The sequence below is a fragment of the Capnocytophaga canimorsus genome, from assembly GCF_002302565.1.
In the GTDB taxonomy this organism is placed as follows: domain Bacteria; phylum Bacteroidota; class Bacteroidia; order Flavobacteriales; family Flavobacteriaceae; genus Capnocytophaga; species Capnocytophaga canimorsus.
The window spans coordinates 2030976-2054290 of record NZ_CP022382.1 but is presented as its reverse complement, the minus strand read 5'-3'; the positions used below and the strand labels follow the sequence as shown (position 1 = coordinate 2054290).

Sequence of the window (23315 nt, the reverse complement as noted above, 5' to 3'; positions counted from 1 at the left end):
AATGAAAATCAACTTATGGTATTGGTTTTTTGGCGTATTTTTATTGGTTTCGTGCCAAAACGTCCAAAAAACAACAAAAGCTAATTATCAGGTAGTTCCTCTTCCTGAAAAAATTGAAAAAAAAGAGGGAAATCCGTTTTCTTTGAGCAAAGAAACCGTTATTACTTACCCTTCAGGAGATTCAGTTTTAGAAAAAACAGCTCATTTTTTGGCTTCATATTTGAAAGACCAAACGGGAATAACTCTCTCCGTAGCTGAGGAAAATTCACAAAAAAACGCCATTCGTTTACAAACTGGGCTTTCTTCTAAAAACAAAGAAGCTTACGAACTTTCGGTTGAGGCCAATGGTATTGTGGTTAATGGAGCTTCGCAAGCAGGTGTCTTTTACGGCGTTCAAACTTTGAGAAAATCTATTCCTGTTGAGAAAACTAGTGGCGTAGTTCTATCACCTATTCATATCTCAGATGCTCCCCGTTTTGGGTATCGTGGGGCTCATTTGGATGTAGCTCGTCATTTTTTCCCGTTGGATTCTATCAAAACTTTCGTGGATATAATGGCTTTGCACAATATGAATACTTTTCATTGGCATCTAACCGATGACCAAGGTTGGCGAGTAGAAAGCAAAAAATATCCAGAACTCACTCAAATTGGTTCAAAACGTAAAGAAACTGTAATTGGCAGAAATTCTGGTAAGTACGATGGAAAACCTTACGAAGGATTTTATACTCAAGAAGAACTTAAAGAAATTGTAGCCTACGCAAAAGAACGCCACATTACTGTAATTCCTGAAATTGACCTACCTGGGCATATGCAAGCCGTTTTGGCTACGTATCCTGAATTGGGCTGTACAGGAGGTCCGTATGAAGTTTGGACGCAATGGGGAGTTTCTGATGACGTACTTTGTGCTGGAAATCAAAAAGTTTACGAATTCATTGAGGATATTTTAAACGAAGTTGCTGATATCTTCCCTTCAGAATACATTCATATTGGAGGCGATGAAAGTCCTAAAGTTCGTTGGGAAAAATGCCCTAAATGTCAGTTAAAAATCAAAGAATTAGGCATCAAAAAGGACGACAAGCACACCGCTGAAGAATATCTGCAAAGTCACGTCATTTCATTTGCTGAGCGAGTTTTAGCTAAAAGAGGAAGAAAAATCATTGGTTGGGACGAAATTCTGGAAGGAGGCATTGCCCCAAATGCTACTGTAATGTCGTGGAGAGGCATTGAGGGAGGAACTTTCGCCGCACAGACGGGACACGATGCCATTATGACGCCAATGTCTTTCCTTTATTTTGATTACTATCAATCAAAAGACACTGAAAATGAACCTCTTGCTATTGGAGGATATATTCCTGTGGAAAGAGCATACAGCTTCGAGCCTATACCTGATGCACTCACTCCTGAGCAAAGAAAACACATCTTAGGTGTACAAGCCAACATCTGGACAGAATACATAAAAACTTTCAAACAAGTACAATATATGGCACTGCCTCGATATGCAGCCTTAGCCGAAGTACAATGGACACAACCCGAGAAGAAAAACTATCCTGATTTCTTACAGCGTGTGGTTTCACTCATTAAAATCTACGAATTGTACGGATACAATTACGCTACGCATATCTTTGATTTAAAGGCGGATATTACTGCTTTAGAAAAGGAAGGAGCCATTGAAGTTGCCTTTGCTACCGTTGATAATGCCGCCATTTATTACACTTTGGACGGAAGTGAACCTTCCGAAAAATCGGAAAAATATGCTGAGCCTATCAAAATTAGAAAGGACGCACAACTACGTGCCATTGGAATTCGAGAAAACGGAAAAACCCGTGTTTTCTCTGAAGATTTCAAATTTAATAAGGCCACAGCAAGAGCTATTGATATGAAAACTGAAATTTATCCTTCCTACAAGTTCGGTGGAGCTTCTACTTTGGTGGACGGCTGTGTGGGAGACCAAAATTTCAGAACTGGACGTTGGATTGCCTTCTCAGGAAACGATTTAGAAGCCGTAATTGATTTGGTAGATGCCACTGAAATTTCAAAAGTAGCTTTCAATGCGAATGTTATTACAGGCGATTGGATTTACGACGCTCGTAGTTTTTCCGTAGCTATATCCGATGACGGAAAAAATTTTCAGGAAGTAGCCTCTGAAACCTATCCACAGGAAGCAGAAGGACACAAAAGCGAAATTCGTACACATTCTTTGTCGTTTGACCCAACAAAGACACGTTATGTAAAAATAAAAATCGCTTCGGAACAAAGCATTCCTAATTGGCACACACAAGCCAAAGGAAAATTAGGGTTTTTATTTATTGATGAAATTATTATTGAATAATACATTGGTTTAATCACGATAAAACTCCCTTTGAAAATTTTCAGAGGGAGTTTTATTTTGTAAAATTTTGTGTGATTTTTTAAAAATGAGAAATGTATTCAACCTAAAGCTGCAATTTCAACTGAGTGGGTAGTAATTGAAACGACTTGCGATGATAGGGCGTAATTCCGTATTGAGCAATACTTTTACGATGCTCAATTGTAGGATATCCTTTATTTTTATTCCAGCGGTACATCGGAAATTCCTCGTGAATTTGTTGCATATACGCATCACGATTGGTTTTGGCTAATACAGAAGCTGCGGCAATGGTTTGTATTTTAGCATCTCCTTTGACAATACAAGCATACGGAATCTGCCCAAAACTTTTAAAACGATTACCATCAACGGCTACAAATTCGGGAGTAAAAGAGAGTTTTTCAAGTGCTTTATGCATTGCTAAAAAAGAAGCATTAAGAATGTTTATTTCATCAATCTCAGCTGGAAATACGTGTGCCACAGCAAAAGATACCGCTTCTTGTTCTATAATGTCTTTGAGAAAAAGACGTTGTTTTTCAGAAAGCTGTTTAGAATCGGTAAGTAATTCATTTTTAAAATTTTCAGGAAGAATAACTGCTGCTGCGGTAACTGGCCCCGCCAAACACCCTCTCCCCGCTTCATCTGTACCAGCCTCAAAAGCAGAATGATAAAATAGTTGCATTTCTTTGAAAAATTTGAGCCCTTATTATAAAATTGATTTTCGATAAACTTTCCACCATTTTTCAGGAATATCACCTTTCAAAGCATTGGTATAATCAGTTGGGTTACAAGGTATCAATCCTAATGGCAGATGATTAGTTCCTCTTTTACTACTTTCGGTATAAGGCTTAAGCCACCAACGCCCTGTATGATTACTCTTAAAAAATGTAACTTCTAAATCATCTATCAAAACGGTATATTTCGTATAATTTTCATCATTAAGTACGGGCAATTCCCTAACTCTAAAATTATATCCTTCAATAAAATACCACATCATTTGAGCCAAAAGCTGGTATGCCAGTTCAGTTGGCGGAACATCAAAAACTCCAAATACTTGTACATTGCTACTGATCCCCGCATAACGGGCTAAGGTGCAAATTTCCCGATTAGAAAATCCGTTGACATTGCCCGAGGCTATTCCCACGTCTTTAGCTTGAATGGAGGTCATATCTATACTCACAATATCGGCATCTCGCATAGCTGGTTCGGCTAAGGTCATATCTGCAACCAAATTCCCCAAACGATGTGCCTCAAAAAACATTTTGTCCATCAAATCCAATTCCTCTTGGGCATTGTAGAATGATTGATATCCTAAATTGGTAAAATCGTTAAGATTGACGGGGTCTTCCGATAAAATACGACTCATATAGGAATTTTCAGCAAATAGTTCCTGCTCATTACCAAAGTCAAAACGAGCATCGACCGACACCAAATTTACCATCTGCTCCAAAGCATCAAAAGCTCGATATAAACCATACGTAAAATGATGCTCACCGCCAATTACCATAGGAATTATTTGCTTTTTGAGTAAAGTGCTAACCAACTCTTTTATAGCAAAATAAGTATCCGATGCGGAATGACTTTGGATAAGATTCCCTAAGTCGGCTATCGGAAAGTGCCAGTTACCACTATAAAGTGCATAAAAATGCTTACGAAAATCATCAGATTTTTGTTGGCTGTTTTCAATACAAAAAAATGCTATTTTAATATCCTCCAAATCAGGAAATAATTCATATTCAGTATGTTTGCGAATTAAATATCCTAACTGTTGAGGTTTATAACTATCAGCTAATGTAGCGCTACTAATGGGTTGTAAAAAAGTGAAAGGCATTCTCCATAATTTTGCTTCAAAACTACTGCTTTTTTACCATTCTTAAAAAAATTTTAGAATAGAGAACAAAAAAGCTACTCCTAAAAAGACAACTTTCTATATATCAACCGGTATTTTCTATCTTCAAAAAGAGGATATAAATCCTCATCAAGGTCAAAAAAAACCATAAAGCTTACCCAAATTAAGTTTAAAACCACACAGAAACATCTATATTATGATTCTATGTGGTTTCAATTATAATATTCAGAAAAATACTATTTCCTACCTTATCCCATAAATATTACTCCATACTCACGATAATAAACTCGCTTCTTCGGTTGGCTTGATGTTCCTCCTTGCTACAATCCACCCCATTGCTGCAATGGTTAGTAAGCTGACTCTCCCCATAGCCTCTTCCTGTTAATCGATCCGCACTGATGCCATTAGCAATCAGCCATTTAATCGTAGATTTAACACGTCTGTCCGAAAGCGCCATATTGTAACTGTCCGAACCACGGCTATCCGTATGCGAACGTACATCTATCTTCATCTTAGGATACTCCTGCATCACCTCCAATATCTTAGCCAACTGTACAGAAGCATCATAACGAATATTCGACTTGTCAAAATCAAAATAAATGTTCTCTATCTTGAATACTTTAGCCAAATCATCCCCTTGCGTTACCTGAATCACCCGCGGTGTAAGCAATACCTCACAATAAAAATCCTTGTCCATCTGCGATAACACCTTAACCTCTGCCGTTTCATAGCCCTCCTTAGCCCCTTTCACGTAGTAGTAAGGTTTGTAGCAATCCACCTCCTTAGCAAAGGCGAATGTTCCGTCTTGAGCACTTTGGATGCTGTCCAATGCCTCAAAATCAACCCCTGAAAGCGTCAATGAAGCATCCGACAATACCGCCTGTGTATGCGCATCCTTAACCACACCACGCATCAACTTCGTACAAGAAAAATATAACGGTACACGCTCATAAAAACTATAAATATCATCTTTACCCACACCTCCCGAACGATTCGAGGTCAAAAAGCCCACACGCGTGTCACTATCTATCACATAACAAAAATCGTCATCTGGACTATTGGCAGGGCGACCAACATTCACCGCCTTACCTAAACTTCCGTCAGGGCGTATCTGTGCCGCAAAAATGTCCAAACCACCCAAGCCCGGAAATCCGTCCGAGGCAAAATAAAGGACATTATTCTTCGAGATAAATGGAAAAGACTCTCTACCATCCGTATTTACATTCTCACCTAAATTCTCCGGTTTACCATACCCTCCGCCTGATAAAATCTCCACACGGAAAATATCAGAAGCCCCACGGCTGCCTCGCATATTCGATGCAAAATACAAATACTTCTCATCCGGACTCAAAGCAGGGTGTGCCACACTATACACATTGCTGTTAAATGGCAATTCCACCGGTTTGCTCCAACGACCATTAGCGTCCTTGGTAGATTTCAATATCTTTAAAAGAATGGCATTATCACTATCCATTCCTACCTTCTTGTTGATGTAGTTATTACGCGTAAAATAAACCGTATTGCCATCAGCGGTAAAAACCGCCGTCGATTCGTTAAACTTCGTGCTTAACACCGAAGAAAACTCCGACTTTTTACTCAAAGCAATGCTATCGCGACGTGCCTCATACAAGTTGTAAAACGTCTCTCCCGTCCAATACGAAGTCGGTTTGAAAAGACTGTTGTTACTCGCAGCAAAAACCACCTTATCCCCATAAAATGCCGTACCATATTCCGAGTACTCCGTATTGATATCCACCAAATGCAAATCCATACGACCCGAATTCTTAGCAATCACCTGCTGATAATTGCGGTTCTCCTCGAATATCGTTCCGCGATTGTCTTCCTCCGTAAGGGCAATAAAGCGGTTCATCATCGCATCCGATTCCTCATAACGCTCTGCCGATTTAAGCGATTGCGCATAACGATAATAATACTCCGGCTTACTAATCTCATACTGCGAATTACCAAAAAGCTTTTCATACCAAACCAAAGCATTGCGATAATCCGCATTGAAATAATACGAGTTGCCCAAACGTTCCAACAACTCCTGATTCTCAAAACCCTTACGTGCTATACGCTCATAAATGCTAATGGCATCAACATAAGCAAAACTGTTGTAAAGCTTGTTGGCCTTTTCCAAATCCTTGTTCTGGGCATAAGAACCACTAAAGCACAACAGCCCAAAAAACAATACACTATATAATCTGTAACTTAATTTCATATCCTAACCTTTTATTACCCTTAGAAGAAACGAGGTGATACCACCTTCTTGTACGTCTTTATAAATTCATATCTTAAGAAGATTTCGTGAGAACCCGAATTATACTTCGACAATTCCGTAGTCTCAAAATCATAGCCATAACCAATAAACCAGCGGTCACTAATCTGAAAACCTGCCATAGCACTCACCGCTGCCGACCAGCGCCAAGCAGCGCCCAAGACAAATCTTTCATTAAACATAAAGTTCGCCGACAAATCCAACTGCAAAGGAGTACCATAAGCCAATTTAGACAAAGCCGCAGGCTTGAACTTTACAGAATCTGACAAATCAAAGACATAACCCCCTATCAAATAATAATGCTGTGTGTTCTTAAGTACAGAAATCGAACGATCATTACGAGAGTAAACATCCGTCTCCAATAGCGTCGGAACAGACAATCCCAAATACCAATTGTCCGAGTACCAGTACAATCCCGCCCCCACATTCGGAGAAAAAATACGATTATCACCTCCCGTGAATATATAATCCCCAGAATCCTGCAAACGCAACTTATTGTAATCAATATGGAAAAAACCTGCCGTACCCTTTATCCCAAAAGCCAACTTGCTGTTCTCCAAATTCAACGTGTACGAAAAATCAACCATCAAATTCGTGTCCGTCTGAGGACCTATCGTCTCGTGGTGAATCGACAAACCCAAACCAACATTCTTGTTCTTTATCGGCGTATGAAAACTCAAATTACTCGTCTTAGGAGCTCCGTCCAAACCTACCCATTGCGTACGATAAAGTCCAAACAAACTACCCACACCACGAGAACCCGTATAACCCGGATTAAACTGCATCGTGTTGTACATATACTGCGTGTATTGCGACTCCTGTTGTGAATATCCAAATACACTAAACATAAGCATTAAAATGAGTACAAATCTATTACTTCTCTTCATAACTGAATCTTTATTTCTTTTTTCCTTGTTCGATTTTTTTTCCTTTTCGTTTAGTTAAGCAAAGCCGAATGAAAAAACATCCGGCTTATGCTTATATATAAAAACTATCGCTTAATGTACAACCAACCCGCCTCACTATGCGTTTGATTTGAAGCATCGGTGTATTCCAATACATAGTAGTACGTGCCTTGCGGAAGTTTTTTATCCACATCTACCGTTACTCGACCATTAGAAATTCCTCTAAAGGCTTTTGTGGTGTTATTATAACCGTGGGCTTCAAACACCTTAACACCCCAACGATTGTAAATACGCACAGTATTGTTTGGATATCCTTCAATTCCTTTGATATAGAATACATCATTTGAACCATCATCATTGATAGAAATCGCATTGTAAGGTGTGATGTCTCCTCCTGCTACCACTTCAATTGTAACCGTAGCACTCGCACAATTACCCGCTGCGTCACAAAGTTCGTACACAAAAGAATCGGTACCTACAAAACCTAGATTTGGTGTATAAGTAACTGTATCATCAGATGGGTCATTTGGTGTACCTCCATCGTTCACTTGTACGCTGCCTTGTGATGGACCACTCACCACAGATACTTTTCCTATTGCTGGGATATTCTGGTCGTTTTCCAAAATATTTACCACTACAGGTGTATTTATTTCTGTAGTTGCAGAATCATCACTTGCCTTCGGAACATCTAAAACCACTACTATTACATTGGCTTGATTACTACAATTTGTTGGATTTCCTTTTTCACAAATTGTGTAAGTTAGTGTGTATGTACCCACTGGCGTGTTTGGTAAAACCACAACCATTCCACTGGCAGGATCAATGTTTATGTTCGTATTTGGTGTGGTAGGATTTGAAATGGTAACTGTTCCTAAAGTTGCTGTCACTCCTTCAAATGTATCATTTACCAACACAGATGTACTTACGGTTCCTCCGATGGTTGTATATATTGGGTACATTGTATAGTCATCATCATTTGCCACAATTGGCGATGCTGTTACTAATACCGTAACCGTGGTTGTCTTACAATTCGATGGATTTAAAACCTCACAGATTGTGTAAGTCAGAGTATATGTACCTGCTGGGGTATTTGGCACTACAGTAATGGTTCCGTCTGCATTTGGTGTAAATCCACTCGGAATAGTTCCCCAAGTAAGCGTAACATCAGAAGGATTTAACGGAGTTCCATTCAACTTGTCATTGGTTAGAACACTTGATGTTTTTCCTCCATCAGTTCCACCAATTGGTGTTGCGGTAAAGTCATCTGGAACTGCCTCCAAATCTGCTGGACTTACCACAACCGTTGCTGTGGCTGTATCACAATTCGATGAATTTAATTTCTCACAAATTTGATATACTATACTATAAGTCCCTGCTGGAGTATTTGCCGGTACAGTAACCTCTCCTGTAGCTATATTCAAACTAGGTACATTACCACCGTTAATCGGTGTGGCTGGAGTAACCTCTGAAATCGTAACATCAGTAACTGTCGCAGGATTAACCCCTAACATATCAGCACCTTTTCCATTATCAGAAAGTACATTACCTGCTGTTCCTCCTGTAACTCCTGCAATAGGAGCAAAAGTATCATCTTGTGCCTCTATTACATCTGGAACTACAACTACCTTAACAGTAGTTGTCTTACAGTTCGATGGATTTAATTTCTCACAAATTGTGTAAGTCAGAGTATATGTACCTGCTGGGGTATTTGGCACTACGGTAATGGTTCCGTCTGCATTTGGTGTAAATCCACTCGGAATAGTTCCCCAAGTAAGCGTAACATCAGAAGGATTTAACGGAGTTCCATTCAACTTGTCATTGGTTAGAACACTTGATGTTTTTCCTCCATCAGTTCCACGAATTGGTGTTGCGCTAAAGTCATCTGGAACTGCCTCCAAATCTGCTGGACTTACCACAACCGTTGCTGTGGCTGTATCACAATTCGATGGATTTAATTTCTCACAAATTTGATATACTATACTATAAGTCCCTGCTGGAGTATTTGCTGGTACAGTAACCTCTCCTGTACCTTTATTCAAACTAGGTACATTACCACCATTAATCGGTGTGGCTGGAGTAACCTCTGAAATCGTAACATTAGTAACTGTCGCTGGATTACCACCTAACATATCAGCACCTTTTCCATTATCAGAAAGTACATTACCTACAGTTCCTCCTGTAACTCCTGCAATAGGAGCAAAAGTATCATCTTGGGCGACTATATCCTGAGCTGTAACTACAACCGTTGCTGTTGCTGTACTACAATTCGATGGATTTAATTTCTCACAAATTTGATACACTATACTATAAGTCCCTGCTGGAGTATTTGCCGGTACAGTAACCTCTCCTGTAGCTATATTCAAACTAGGTACATTACCACCATTAATCGGTGTGGCTGGAGTAACCTCTGAAATCGTAACATCAGTAACTGTCACAGGATTACCGCCTAACATATCAGCACCTTTTCCATTATCAAAAAGTACATTACCTGCTGTTCCTCCTGTAACTCCTGCAATAGGAGCAAAAGTATCATCTTGGGCCTTTATAAGCTGTGCTGTAACTACAACCGTTGCTGTGGCTGTATCACAAATAGTCGTACCCGAAATACAAATTTCATAAGTAATTGTATAAGTTCCGGCTGGGGTACCTGTTGGCACACTCACATCTCCTGTTGCTGAATCAAGAGTTGGCACATTCGTAGTACTTCCTATTGGCGTTGCTTGAGAAATTACAGTGAGCTTCACCTTTGAAATTAGGATATTAGGTACACCATCAAAAATATCATTCGTCAGTACGTTTACAACATTCGGATTTCCTACCGACCCATTTACTGGCGAACCACTCATATCATCATCTTCAGCCTTTATAGTACTAACCAATATGGTTGCCGTTGCCGTATCACAATTACTAAGATTATTGTTATCACATATTTTGTAAACTATCGTATAAGTTCCAGCAGGAGTACCCGCAGGTACGGTTACTTTACCTGTTGTAGTATCTAACTGAGGTACATTTCCTGTACCAGCAGGTGTTACTACACTTATCTGAACATTCGAAGTTGTAGCATCTTCACTACCTAATTTATCCTTACCATTTCCGTTATCAGAAAGCACATTACCTGCCTCTCCGCCAACAGTACCACTAACAGGAGCAAAGGTATCATCAACGGCATCAATCACGCAAGTATCATTAACTGTAAAAGTTGCCTGTGCTTGACATCCTCCTGCGGCAGTTACCGTAACTGTGTACGCTTGACCATAAACAAAGCCAGTGATTTTTCCAGTAGTATCATCCATGGTCAATGCTGTATCACTAAACTCATAGGTGTTAATTCCGTTATAATTTGAAATTGTAACACTACCCAATGTCGTACAATCTTTGTTCACAATAGTGAAAGTAGGTACATCAGCAGAGGTATGAATTATTACATTTTGTTTGTTACTCTCACATTTGCCATTTTCAACAACTGATACCTGATAGAATCCTGCCATCAAATCACCCGAAGTAACCTCAGAAGTTCCTAAATATACCTTTATTACTGCTCCAACAGGTACAACAAACTTCGCTTTTAAGTTATCTACCGAAATAGCACCACATAAAGTCTCTGTAAGAGCAGCAGGGGTAGCCGATTTACCAATGGTAAGGGTAATATGATTATACACACTTTCACATTTTCCTACTTGAGTACGTGTGTAAGCGTACATCTGCCCTGCTGTCAGCTGATCTGCATCTGTTTTTAACGTGGTAGGTGCTTGTGTAACAGGGTCTATTTCATATATTTTAATCTCACCATCTTCACCTTGATTATTTATGTATGATTTCAATTGAGCTACCGTTACAGAATTTACATTACAGAAAGCATCTTCTGTCTTAGTTATGTGTCCTCTTTCCGATTGTTCTTTGATAGTAACTGAAACCGCCAAACGTTCAGCACTTTCACAACCTGTTAACGCATCTTTAAGCGCTACGTAATAAGTTGTGGATGTAATTTGATGAGTTGATGCTAAAGCTGTTCCGCCCGTAGCAGTAGTGTACCAAGCCAAATTCGCATTTTGCTCTATCAGATTGCTTAAATCGGCAACGGTTTTAGTTCCGCAGAATTCAGTATTGGCACCTGCTTTTAAGTTTGCTTTAGGTAGGCTAATTTCTAGAGGCATCTTACGCTCAACTATAATCGTTTTCAAGTTACAACTGGGAGTTGGTGAACAACTTGAGCCAAATACACCAGCATCTATCACATAGTATAACTCTGTATGTATATCTTGAGCGATATTACAAGGAAATATTCCCGTAAATTCCATAGATACATCATTCAATTCTAAAAATTGTCCTTTGATTACAGGTGTAAGTAGCTTATATACGTAGAAATCATCTTGTAAGCCTTCGTATTCTAATTTTCCTACAGATTTGGTAACAATTTCTTGTGGGCTATTAAAAGTCCACCCAGTAGGTAATTTTATCGCCAATTTAGCATTAGCATTGATAGGGTCCGCATTAGAAGCACTTCCTTCATTGCTAAATTTCAACGTATATTTAGCCGATGGTTTTCCTGTTGCTCCTACTTCGTTAAAGGTCACCACAGCAGTAGATTGGTTTATAACCACAACTGGTCTGTTTGAAGTATCTCCTTCAATAATCAAATTATCACTAGTAGCACTGTTGATATTGATTATTTCACTACCACAGAAGTTTTTCCCCTTAGGTATAAATTGTAATTTTTGATGACTCGCAAATTTACAATCATTCGTGGTCTGTACCTTAAAACGTACACGGATCTTTTCCCCACTTGACAAAGTGTTATCTCCTAAACTGATAGTTATAATATCATTAGCACTTGTTACGTTAGCATTTGCCCAACTTCCAGTAGTATTTTGCGTTCCTGTTGTATATTTTTGAGAAATATGGGCACTTCCAGGAACAAAGAATAATCCTTGATCAGTTCCTAATGGAATGTTCAATGTGATATCTTTTGCCAAACCTGCTCCGGAATTATTGACTTCAATATCGTACTCAATTTGGTCACATAATTTCGGACGAGTATCTGCAGGTGGTTGGCTTATAATTTTCACTTGAAATGCCGCTTCGGTTTTTGTGTATTTTACAGGCAACTTCTTAACACAGGGTGAGTCAGCATCAATAGCATTCGGATAGCCCTCACAACCTTGTCCAAACAAAATATTTTTGTTGCCAGTGCCACACTCAGGAACGTTAGCCGTTACTAAGAAATAACGGGTTTTAGTAGGTTCTAATTTATCCAATTTAAAAATACCAGAAGGCTCTTTTGTCGGTGTAATTCCTATAAGAGTATTGCCCGTAGCGTCAGTAACTTCTTGTACCGAAGTGATTTCCATATCGGTTGATGCTATCCACAAATTGGTAAATTTATGGAAAGTAGAACTATTCGCTACTTGTACTACCCAACGTACCTCATTCGTATTCCCGACATAATTAGGCTGAGCTACTGTAGTTGTTATTTTATCGTTGTCTGCAAGATATTTTATTTCTCGTCTAATGGTTCGTATATTAGTCTGATTAAAATGCGTAAATCCAGAATGGTTTACCGAATGCCCTGTACCCTCAAGTTCCATTTCCATAGATAGCACTTCTGCTTCTCCAGAGTAACAATTAAGTTTTACCTCTGGAACAATGAATATACGGTAACCCTCGTCAATATGCAAAGGTTTGTCTCCGTGACCTACTTTATTGTTTATAAGGGTACGTAACGCCTTTTCCAAATCAAACCCATAATTGGTATTATCGGTAACTTCGGCATCATTACCATCACCATTATCTGCGTCTATATCGATATGAGTGTCTGAAAAATTGGCACTACCTTGTCCATCTAATCGCAATTTGACTCCTGTCAAAATAAGTCCTTTAGGTACATTAAACCATATTTTTTTAGGACGTAAGAAAGTTCGGTGCTCATTAGGAAACATTGCATTAGTGGTAAGTATCTCATTCATAAATGTATCAAAATAAAAATACGATTGGGATCCTCGTTCACACTCCAATATTTGACGATACGTTGGGTATTGATCCTGATTAGGGACCACATGTAAACCAAACCGAGTAATTCCATAATAGCTATTAGCAATACCTGGAGGTCCACAAACTACATCCGCTCCGTTATGAATCAATTTGAAATTAGGATAAAACAATTTCTGTCCTTGACTTGTATGACCAAATTTATTAGGAGTCATATCCATTGAGATTGTAAGAACGTCTCCATTCTGAAAATCTGCAATAGAAGGAGGAAATCCTTTGGCTTGTAAAGTCGGAATATCAAAATTAACGGTAATGGTTTTATTACCCGTCTGAATAAGACCTAAAGCCGTTGCCGTATAGGTTGCACCAGCACGTTGAAGAGTTAAAATAACACTTTGTGGATCAATGATAGTCAAAGGATCTGCATCAGCATGTAAATTTTCAGGCATCGGAAAAGAAAACTGACCCTGAGTCCATTGATCAGCAGTCGTTTTGTTAACCTTACCACTTTGTTTAAATCGGATTCTATCTCCAATATGGAAAGAAGATTTTTGTAAAGTTCTTGTATAGGTATCGGGATTTATAGGAATAAGATTTCCCGAACCATCGTACTTAGGCACTCCTTGATTATCAGGATCGGTGGGCTCAAAACCATAAACGGTACGCTCAATTGTAGGAATTTCACGTACAAACCCATCGGCACATCCAGAAGAACACCCATAAGGTGTTAAGTCAACTTTAATGCAGCGAGTTGGCATTGTAAATGAGGTACCACAAGACTCGGTTCTTTTAAGTTCCATATTTAATTTGTACCACGCTTCATCCCCTCCTACTGTTGTACCACAATTATAGGTAGCGTCAAATTTAATCTTCAACCCATTAATACTGAAGTCAGCACCTGACCATACTTTGTTATCGTATGGTTTAATATCATTCTGATATTTAAATCGAAAACGCACCTCATTGCCATTTGTAATAACCTCGCTAGGATTTACTGGAACTCCTGTATTTGTAAAAAGTTTAAGAGAACTTTCTTGTATGTTAGTAAACGAAGGTGAGAGTTGTAAAACAATATCAAAATAATCGTCTTTTTTAAGTCCATTCCAAGTAGCTAATACCCTATTAACGTTAAAAGAACCATTATAAACTTTTCCTCCTTCTACAGAAACACTAGCCTCATTAAATCCTCTAAAATCAATTTCTTGTCCAACATTTATTGGTGTTTGATTTGTAGTTACAGGTGCAGAGGTTACGCATTGATTAGCATTGCTATATCTCACTTTTGAAACAATATATCCATATGCTAAATTAGCAGGTGTAGTAGCACACCCTACTGTAGCAGAATTATTACGGGATTTTACACGTACATATAATGCACCGCCCGCAGGTATATCACGCAATCTCATCTCATAAAGCCAATGTTTTCCTGTGGTCCCAAAACGACCTCCCCATTCCGCTTTCCACTTGTAACCGTCTCCTGCCATAGGAGCCGTTAGTATAGGCGTTTCTACATTTTGAGTAAATGCATGGTCATCTGCCATTTCGTAACTGTTCTCTATAAAATAAGTAGAGCCAAAACGATCACCAGTGGAAGTTTCGATAGTAAAAATAAGATCTTTTGCAACACCTTGACCTTTATTTTCAATTTTGATGTAATGATAGATATCTGTGTCCAAGCACAAGCCTCCATTTTTAGCTACTGTGAGTGGATTACCATCAGCCCCTACGTGAATAATCTCTAAAATCGGTTTCTTAGTATTGTCTAACGAAATAGCAGGGGTTTCTGTAGCAGCATTTATTTCAGGATAATCACACGAAGCCAAAGCATCACACCCGTAAGTCGCAGTGTAAGAACTAGAGAAATCAGTACAACCTTGTAAACGCACTGTTTGTTTGATACTTACCGTTTGCCCTGGTGCCAACACACCCCCACTAAACTCATACGTACCGGCACCATCATCACTTACCGTCCAATCTGTGGCAGGTGAAGTATCGGAACTTACTATTTGCAAACCCGCTCCCAAAGTAGTTTTTATTCTAAAACTTTTGATGGTACCATTACCTCCGTTACGTAAATCGATGGTACGCTCTACTTGTTCCCCAGAGGGTAGGTTCACGGCAGAAGGAGTAATACTGGTTTGCAATGCAGCATACAGTACGTTAATGTCTTTACTACTTTTTATCTGTTCAGTTCCCACCCCTATGAGCCTATATAAAATCTTAGGTTTAGTAGCCCCCTGTACTGTAGTGGCAATTGCACCACAAAGGGTTCTTGCTCTAAACCTTATACTCATCTTAGGACTAGTTGTTGATGTAGCAGGTACATTTAGTTTAAGTATTACTTTATTACCTGATCTTGATTGAAAAGTAGCACTCCCCACATTTGCTTGAATTGAGCCATCTTCATACTCAAAATCATTAGGCAAAGTAATTTCCAAAGTAGCATCATTGGAAGCAGTATTACCTAGAATCAATTCAACCACATACTCACCAGCATCCCCACAAACACTGGGCTGTGGCGGGTCGGTTTCTCCCACCAACACCGCATAAGATGTAGGAGGACTCTGCGAAAAGCCTATCGTTGTAGTAAAGAACATCGCTACAACCATCAGGATACGAACGCTACATCGCGTTACAACATCATAGTTTTTCATTAGTAATTTTCTCATTTTTCTTACTTATATTTTGGCGGCAAATTTAACACTAAAAATGAGCAAAATTGACGTTTTCACATTTTATTTTATAATTTAATTGGTTTTCATTATTTGCCTTGCAATTCTAAAAGAGGAAAAACAAATCTAAAAACAAAAAAAATCCACTGATAGTCAGCGGATAAAACAAATACAAACAAAAAAATATGACAAAAGTCAGATAAACAAGTATTTATTTTTTTAACTCAATTTTAACTTTATTTCTATTCTTTACAATTCACCAATACAACTTCTTTTCCGTCAAAAACGGCATAAGTAAAATAGTGAATCCAATCGCCTGTGTTTATGTACTTGGAATGACTCGAAAGCTCAATCTCCATTGGCAAATGCCGATGTCCGAAAAGAAAATAATCATAATGTTTGGTTTTTAACTTGCGTTTGCAGTATTGCACCAACCATTCGTTATCTTCTCCTAAGAATTTCACGTCTTCATCTCCTGAAATTAACTTATTTTTTACCGAAAGGTGTTGTGCCAGTCGCACCCCAATATCAGGATGTAGCCATCGGAAAAACCATTTTGCTACTGGATTGGTAAACACTTTTTTCATCCGTTTAAAACCCTTGTCGCCTGGTCCGAGTCCGTCGCCGTGCCCCACCAGAAAGCATTTACCGCAAGACTCAAACTCCAGCGGTTTGTGAAAAACAGGAATATTCAATTCTTTTTGGAAATAATCGTTCATCCATAAATCGTGATTTCCAACAAAAAAGTAAATCGGAATTCCTTTATCGGTTAGGGATGCCAATTTCCCCAAAACGCGTACAAACCCTTTTGGAACAACCGTTTTATATTCGAACCAAAAGTCGAATAAATCACCCAACAGAAAAATCGCTCCTGCATCTGCTTCAATCTGGTCAAGCCAATTCACAAAAGCTAATTCCCGCTGACGACTTGCCACGAAATCAGGTGCCCCCAAATGATTGTCAGAAGCGAAATAAATTTTTTTATCTGGTTGAAGTTGTAAGTTCAAAGTTTTAAGTATAATAGGGAAAAAATCCAAGTTACAAGTTATAAGAGAAAGAAATTAACAATAACAGCTTATTGCCTAATGTCTATAATCTATCACAAATTGTCCGAAGCAAACCATTCAGCGTATGAACTTTCAGTTTCTTGCAAACGAAGCGAAAATAAAGTTACATTTTCGGGTAAATATCTTTTGATACGATTGGCAAAATCAGCAACCAAATTTTCACTTGTAGGCTGATAATCCACCAAAATAATATAATGTCCTTTGGCTTTAAGTTCGTTTGCCAACTCCAAATGTGGTGAATTGGCATTGAAAATCATCGCGTGGTCAAATTCATCAATAATTTCCTGCTTCACGATGCGTTTCAAATCACCAAAATCAATCACCATTCCGTATTTTACATTATTGGGGTCGTTTATAGGCTTACCAACTACGGTAACGTGCAACTTATAGCTATGTCCGTGCAGATTTTTACACTTTCCGTCGTAACCATACAAAGCGTGTCCCGCCTCAAATTCAAACTTTTTAGTAATGCGTATTGTACTCATGTATTGTATATAATCAATATGCAAAATTACTAAAAAAAATCAAGTGACGTTTCCAAAATTTAGAGGGATTATAATTGAAACCACAAGAACATAGTTTTTCTATGTCTCTATGTGATTTCAAACTTAATAGGTCAAGCGCATGAAAAATTTTGAATAATTTCTTTTAGGTAATCTGTATTGTAGGTGGCTTTGAGTCTTCGTTCCCACGAACTAATTCATTGAAATAATCCGCCGATAAGCCCTCTTCACTGCTGATATAATATCTCATTTCTTTCTGAATATCAGCACCTAAACACCTTTCGGATTCAATTTGAATCAGGGTTTTCAACCCCGCCCAAACCGATAAATTTTCGTCAAGCAACACCGATTTTAAGGACAGGAAATAATGCCCTTTTTTCGCCATAATTAAAGATGCTATTTCTTTCTGACAGCCCATCGCATCAATGCTAACTACCGAATTTTCAATATCTAAACTATTGATGATTTCAGGAATAGCCGTTATCTCATTGGATTTATCTGCTACTTTTTTCTGTCCGATACAAAGTTCGTTTTCGCTCACCCAAGCACTTACAATGTAAAGCTCTGTATTTCCATTCTTAAATCATGTTTTCGCTTTTTTTCATTGAAATTCAAAGTTTTTTTTATAAATTGCCACTGATTGTCAGTGATATCTGTTGGATAATTTTTCATCGTAACATAATTGTTTATTCACCAAAAGTTACGAAAAAATATTTAATATCAACAGCTGACAATCATTTTTTTGTTTTTATAAAAATTCTCAATACGAATTTTTGTAATATCTTTTTTAAACAGGCTCTTAAAAGAAAAGAAAAATGTTACTCGAAGTCAAAAACAATGTTAGAAAATTCCTTGAAACTTTTATTTTTGAAGCTAAATAATCAATTAAATATAATAATTTAACAATTCCAAAAATATTATCAGAGTTAAGAATAATATGTTATTGAAATCATAAAATAAATTCGAAAAAAGGTACTTATTGGAGTTGAATGAGGATTTTATTATCCTAAATGATTCCCCTGAAAAAGTAATTAAAATTTTGAATAAATCCTACAAATAAAACAGTACAATATGTTAAAAATCAATGAATACAAGTGAATGTTAGAGTTGTAAAATAGTTAAAAGTATTGACAGTGCTGTTAGTGATTTTGTTCGCTATTTTGTCTTGATCCTAGTATAACAAAAAGATTCCTAAAAGTTTAGGAATCTTTTTGTTATTAGGTGTATTGTTAAGGCTTGGATACTTTCAAAATCCAGATACCATTATCGCTTTCCCCAACAGCAGGTAACCCGTTGTTTATCATTAAGTTTCCAGCATCATCAAGGGAGCTGAAAGGTGCATTCAGATAAACGTAGGTCATATTAGTTTGTGGATTTACAAAGCCTAATGCTTTTATACCTTTGCTTTGCAGACGTTGTATGTATCGGAATGCATTACGTTTGTCACGGAAAACACTTACAATTACGTAGTAACCTGCACTAATCTTATCTCCAGCAACTTTGTCTTCACGAACGTTCAAGCGTACTTCCGCTTCTTTTAGAGGATCAACTTCCTTAGGCTTCTCAATAACTGGAGGTTTAGGTTTTTCCACCTCCGCTGTTTTTGGAGCCTCTGGGGTTACAGGTTTTTCCTCTTTTTGAACTTTAGGACGCTCAGATTCTCTACGCGCCTTTTCTTTAGCTAACTCAATTTCACGCTCTTTAGCTTTCACTTTTTCTTTGAGTTGTTTTGCTCTCTCGTGGCGCTCTCCTCCGAACTGATATGCTAGTACAACTTCGTAAGATCCACCTAAATTGTTGGCAAAGGTACCAATGCCTTGCTCGTAACCGAAACTAGCACTAAAATTGGCTCCTACGTGAAAGCCCAGTCCGCCAAAGATACCGTATTTTCGGTCATATCCAGCATAAATCCAGCCTAAATTAGGCATATCTAAAACGGCATTTGCACCTAATTGAAAGTTTTCGGAAGTTCTACGAGCTCGAAGCATTGTTGAAAAAACAGCATCTTCAAGCATTCCATATCCACTCAAAATTTCGTGACGATACATAAAATGCCCTACCAATGATTTCTCTTGAAACGGCACTGCCATTTCGCTTGCAGAGAAAGCATAATCAATTAAATTTTCTGCATTTATCCCAAAATGGATGTTTCCGAAATTGATGTCAAAACCAGGTTGTATGTTCACCATTCCGGTGTTAGAAATGTTATCTAAAATGGGGTCGTTATGCTGATTTACAATAATATCATTTCGGTTTAGCCCACTCATACCAATCATCGTATTTACCCCTAAGCGAAGGTAATTTTCATCACTAATCTCAATTTGATGAATGTAATTCCCGATGATTCCGTAGTTGGTAAAAACCCCTGCTTTCTTTTGAAAAAGCATACCATTAGCCATATTCTGCAAAGACCATTTTTTTCCGTAGGAAACCCCATAAGTAGTGAAATGGTTTTGATGTCCGAGCCATTGATTTCGATGATAAAGAGCAATATTAGTTTCCTTTGGGCTCATAATGGCAAAAGCGGGATTCATCAAAAAGGAATTGAATTTCACCGCAGAATGTCCAGGCATTTCATACGGAAAGTAATGTCCTCCTTTTTGCTGTGCCGATATAAGAGACCATTTTGTCAAAAAGAGGAATAATATAATGTAGTATTTATTCATAAGTTATAATTTATTTGAGCACTGAAATGGTTCCTTGTTTTTCAACTTTACCGTCTATTTCAATTACATATAAATAAACCAATGCTCTTTTATTTAAATCTTTGGTATAGTTTTTAGGCCAATCGTTTTTGTAATTTGTGGTTGAAAGTTCTACTTTTCCTTCTGGGGAATATATAGTCACTTTTACATAGTCTCGATTTGAATAGGTACTAGGGATTGCCCAAGTGTCGTTTGAGCCATCACCATTAGGAGTAACCACGTTCGGGATATCATTAATAATGATTGCCTGTGCATTTAAGATAATTGTTGTTTTACATCCGCCTACAGTTGCTGTTAAAATGTATTTTCCTGTTTCTTTTAGAATTACAACAGCTTCATTACTCACTACGGTGCCATCGGGAGCTACCCAAAGATAAGTATCTGCTCCTGAAGCTGTTACTTTTACGCCGTCAGTTCCTGTAATGTTCACGGTTTTAGTAACATCTACATCAACGGTAACTACATCAGTACTAAAGTTAGTAACATTGGCTGTTTCTGAAATTTTAGAACATCCTCCGCTGGAAACTTTTACGTGATAACCACCTGGCTCAGTAACTTTGAGTTCGAATGAGGTAGCTCCGTTTATCAATTCGTTGTTTCTGTACCATTGATAGTTGTAAGTGCTTGAAGTTAAAGATGATTTCAGGATTAAATCAGAGCCATCGCAAAGTACGTGACTTGCTCCCGAAGAAATTGTAACATCAGGAATGGTGATGAATGAAACAGATAACTGATTTGAGTTTACAATGATGGTACCGTACCCTACATTTAAACTATAATTGTCAGAAACTACGCCCGTAGCGGGTTTATGTATCGTAATTTGAGGTGCTTTCTGTCCTGCTTCAGGGACATCGTTTTTAACCCATTGTAAATCAAATTTTTCGTACTCATTTGCAGGAATCAACACCGTTTCTTGAGTGTCGGTAGTTTTGGAAAGAATGGCTTCTAATTTTTGGAGTTCCATAGTGACTTCTGTTCCGCCACAAGCATTTTGACTTTCTCGATAACCGATAACAGCATTAAATCCGATAGGTGCCACAAATTGTTTAGGAGTGGTTCTGATGGTTGCTCCGCATCCGCCTACTTCCGTAAGTTCTACGTGATAACTACCAGGTTGATTTACAGTGTAATTTGGCTGATTTTCGCCTGTAATAGGCATATTGTTACGATACCATTGTATGGTAGGGTTGGTCATATTGTGTGATATTCCTAAATGATAAGTTTTGTAGCTTAAAAAAGCTTGTTTTTGAGTGTTTTGATTTATCCAATTGGCAAATACTTCTTTTTTCTCGGCATATACAAAGTTTGATGATGCTTTACAATCGCCAGAGGTAGTTATTTGCACGTGATAAAGCCCCGTTTCTGAAATTTCAAGCTGATATCCTCCCTTTTCTTCCTTGATAGAAACTCCGTCTTTGAACCAAGTATAGGTGGCATTAGCGTCTTCAACACTGGCTTTTAGAAGGTGTTTTTCGCTACAGAATTGCAGTGCTTGATCGCCATTATTTAATTTAACATAATCACCATCAGCTAATTGTACTGTTAATTCGTTTGAGCGTGGAAAACTAACTCCAGAAGCCCCTGAAAGCCCCAATTGCAATGTGTATCTTCCATTGTTAGCAATTGATGACACTAAAACTTCGGAAGTGGATGAAGAAGGAAAAACAGTCTCATCTTTAAGCCATTGGTAGGTAAATAAATTATAATCGGAAGCAGGAATATTAAATTTATCACTTCCTTTGGAGGCAACAATGGATTTGACCACTAAAGCTATTTTGTCATAAGTACAATCAGTATAAGGGGTTTTATAATCAATAGTAACCGTGTATTTATCAGGGTTGACCAAAGTAATAACTTGTGTATTCACCGAGTTGGCGCAATCACCACTTTGGGTAACCTTTGCGTGGTATTTTCCCGCTTGATTAGCTGTGTAAGAAGCTCCGTTTGCTCCTACGATTTCAACATCGTTTTTGTACCATTGGTAGGTAGGCGAGGGAGCGGTAGTGGTTACCGATAAATTTTTCGTTTTCCCAGGTAGGATAACGTTACCTTCCTCAGAAGAAATGTTAGCCAAAAAACTATCTTTAAAACGTACTTCTATTTTGTTAGACAATTCGGAACATCCTTGGCCAGAGAACATTTCTACGTGATAAATTCCTGCTGCGGAGGTAGTATTGGCAGTGGTGAAAGAATACATTCCAACTCCGGAAGAAATCTGCGTTCCGTTGCGAAACCATTTGTAGGTAGCAGTTGCGTTTTGTACGCTAGCTGTCATTGTGTAGCTATTTCCTTTACAGATGATTGCGTCAGCTGGAGTTCCGCTTATGGTAAGTCCTGAAGTACCAGCGGCGCTAAAAACAACGTTATTGGAGCGGGTTGAGGCTGAATTGGAGCAATAATCACCATAATCAACTTCAGCATAGTAAGTTCCTGCTTGTGAAACCACTAAAGAATGTCCTTTTTCATTAGCAATAAGTTGGTTGTTTTTATACCAACGGTAGGCTTTTGCTCTTTGTTTGTCCACCGAGATGGTTTTGCTGTGTCCAGGACAAAGTGTTTCGTCGGAATGCCCTCCATTGAGAACAAGCGGTGTATTTATTTCTAAAAAGTAGGCTGAGAATGATGTACTTTCAACCGAATGTGCAGGATACGTACTTCGTACTCTTATTTTATATGCATTACCGTGTACCTCTTTAGGAAACTGAAAAGTCACTTTGGGTTCCAATTGGTTGTTTCTATCGGTATAAGTTCCTAATATTTTAGGGTTGGAAAAATTTCCAGTTTCATCGGATAATTCTAAAATGTATTGGTTACTTCCGTTGGGCATTGGAGGGGTCCACTTGAATTTAGCAGTAAAGGTATTATGACTTTGAGAAACACAAGCGGCATTAAACTCTAAGGTTAGTCCGCTTAACCCCTGTGAATATATACTACCTGCGATAAAAATCAGAAGTAGTGTAAATATATTTCTTACAGATAATTTCATCTTGTTGAGTATTATTTT

The 23315-nt window shown here is 38.2% G+C and carries 11 protein-coding genes and 1 pseudogene; 2 read left to right on the top strand and 10 right to left on the bottom strand.

Annotated elements, in window-relative coordinates:
* Position 1 precedes the first annotated feature (1 nt).
* Entirely contained in the window at positions 2-2329 is a 2328-nt protein-coding gene (locus tag CGC47_RS08940; RefSeq protein ID WP_095900263.1) for a glycoside hydrolase family 20 protein, read from the top strand.
* A 103-nt stretch (positions 2330-2432) separates the two neighbouring features.
* Here the strand turns inward: CGC47_RS08940 and CGC47_RS08935 are convergent, their stop codons facing one another.
* The 8 genes from CGC47_RS08935 to CGC47_RS08900 all read right to left on the bottom strand — a co-directional run bounded on the left by CGC47_RS08935 (position 2433) and on the right by CGC47_RS08900 (position 18147).
* Positions 2433-3026 (bottom strand): ribonuclease HII, encoded by a 594-nt coding sequence (locus CGC47_RS08935; RefSeq protein ID WP_041988741.1) that lies wholly within the window; start codon positions 3024-3026, stop codon positions 2433-2435.
* A gap of 24 nt (positions 3027-3050) precedes the next feature.
* Positions 3051-4175, bottom strand: coding sequence for a formimidoylglutamase (locus tag CGC47_RS08930; RefSeq protein WP_041999199.1), 1125 nt, complete (start codon positions 4173-4175; stop codon positions 3051-3053).
* Between the two features lie 280 nt (positions 4176-4455).
* Entirely contained in the window at positions 4456-6414 is a 1959-nt protein-coding gene (locus CGC47_RS08925) for an OmpA family protein (RefSeq protein ID WP_172458717.1), read from the bottom strand.
* 20 nt (positions 6415-6434) lie between these two features.
* Positions 6435-7358, bottom strand: a complete 924-nt coding sequence (locus tag CGC47_RS08920) for a PorP/SprF family type IX secretion system membrane protein (RefSeq protein ID WP_041913490.1) — start codon at positions 7356-7358, stop codon at positions 6435-6437.
* Between the two features lie 104 nt (positions 7359-7462).
* A complete protein-coding gene (locus tag CGC47_RS08915) occupies positions 7463-16033 on the bottom strand; it encodes a T9SS type B sorting domain-containing protein (RefSeq protein ID WP_114626114.1) in 8571 nt (2856 codons plus the stop codon).
* A gap of 245 nt (positions 16034-16278) precedes the next feature.
* A complete protein-coding gene (locus tag CGC47_RS08910; RefSeq protein ID WP_095900261.1) occupies positions 16279-17043 on the bottom strand; it encodes a UDP-2,3-diacylglucosamine diphosphatase in 765 nt (254 codons plus the stop codon).
* 92 nt (positions 17044-17135) lie between these two features.
* On the bottom strand, positions 17136-17588 hold the full coding sequence (queD, locus tag CGC47_RS08905; RefSeq protein WP_041999725.1) for a 6-carboxytetrahydropterin synthase QueD: 453 nt from the start codon (positions 17586-17588) through the stop codon (positions 17136-17138).
* A gap of 163 nt (positions 17589-17751) precedes the next feature.
* Entirely contained in the window at positions 17752-18147 is a 396-nt protein-coding gene (locus CGC47_RS08900) for an ISAs1 family transposase (RefSeq protein WP_232779656.1), read from the bottom strand.
* A gap of 260 nt (positions 18148-18407) precedes the next feature.
* On the opposite strand from CGC47_RS08900, the pseudogene CGC47_RS11000 reads away from it, so the two are divergent.
* Positions 18408-18509 (top strand): annotated as a pseudogene (locus CGC47_RS11000) (IS1 family transposase); the annotation flags it as partial.
* 326 nt (positions 18510-18835) lie between these two features.
* Here the strand turns inward: CGC47_RS11000 and CGC47_RS08895 are convergent.
* Both CGC47_RS08895 and CGC47_RS08890 read right to left on the bottom strand, forming a co-directional pair.
* The gene (locus CGC47_RS08895) at positions 18836-20272 is read right to left on the bottom strand and encodes a PorP/SprF family type IX secretion system membrane protein (RefSeq protein ID WP_052456106.1); all 1437 of its coding nucleotides are present in this window, start codon (positions 20270-20272) and stop codon (positions 18836-18838) included.
* A 10-nt stretch (positions 20273-20282) separates the two neighbouring features.
* Complete coding sequence (locus CGC47_RS08890; protein WP_041999723.1) at positions 20283-23297, bottom strand: Ig-like domain-containing protein; 3015 nt, start codon at positions 23295-23297, stop codon at positions 20283-20285.
* Between the last annotated feature and the right edge of the window lie 18 nt (positions 23298-23315).

Coding starts and splice junctions, on each gene's coding strand:
- CGC47_RS08940 (WP_095900263.1), top strand. CDS start 2: ATGAAAATCAACTTATGGTATTGGTTTTTTGGCGTATTTTTATTGGTT.
- CGC47_RS08935 (WP_041988741.1), bottom strand. CDS start 3,026: ATGCAACTATTTTATCATTCTGCTTTTGAGGCTGGTACAGATGAAGCG.
- CGC47_RS08930 (WP_041999199.1), bottom strand. CDS start 4,175: ATGCCTTTCACTTTTTTACAACCCATTAGTAGCGCTACATTAGCTGAT.
- CGC47_RS08925 (WP_172458717.1), bottom strand. CDS start 6,414: ATGAAATTAAGTTACAGATTATATAGTGTATTGTTTTTTGGGCTGTTG.
- CGC47_RS08920 (WP_041913490.1), bottom strand. CDS start 7,358: ATGAAGAGAAGTAATAGATTTGTACTCATTTTAATGCTTATGTTTAGT.
- CGC47_RS08915 (WP_114626114.1), bottom strand. CDS start 16,033: ATGAGAAAATTACTAATGAAAAACTATGATGTTGTAACGCGATGTAGC.
- queD (WP_041999725.1), bottom strand. CDS start 17,588: ATGAGTACAATACGCATTACTAAAAAGTTTGAATTTGAGGCGGGACAC.
- CGC47_RS08895 (WP_052456106.1), bottom strand. CDS start 20,272: ATGAATAAATACTACATTATATTATTCCTCTTTTTGACAAAATGGTCT.
- CGC47_RS08890 (WP_041999723.1), bottom strand. CDS start 23,297: ATGAAATTATCTGTAAGAAATATATTTACACTACTTCTGATTTTTATC.